Genomic DNA, 252 nt, shown 5'->3' with positions numbered 1-252 from the left:
GAATCTATTTGTACCGGTGTTTTTCAAGGATTTGTTTTCGGCAGTGTGGGCACCGCTGAGACGGCGGCCGAAGGATGAGACCGACGATGGCGTGACGTACGGCGGGCATGGTTGGCTGAGGCGGGGGGCCGTTGATTCTTTTTTTTCCGCCCCGCGTGTGCGAGGCGACGATGCTGCAGGAAGGCGTAGGCAATCATTGTCATCAGGGCGTGACGATGAAGACCCTTCCATGATCGCCCCTCGAAGTGATCA

General features: G+C 57.5%; 1 pseudogene. It reads right to left on the bottom strand.

Going from position 1 to position 252, the window contains the following annotated elements:
- Positions 1–23: 23 nt before the first annotated feature.
- Positions 24–252, bottom strand: a pseudogene (locus FNJ47_RS47255) (IS701 family transposase); the annotation flags it as partial.

This window comes from Bradyrhizobium uaiense, from assembly GCF_010811875.1.
Classification (GTDB): Bacteria; Pseudomonadota; Alphaproteobacteria; order Rhizobiales; family Xanthobacteraceae; genus Bradyrhizobium; species Bradyrhizobium uaiense.
The sequence above is the reverse complement of the archived record's forward strand: the minus strand, read 5'-3'. Positions and strand labels throughout refer to the sequence as shown.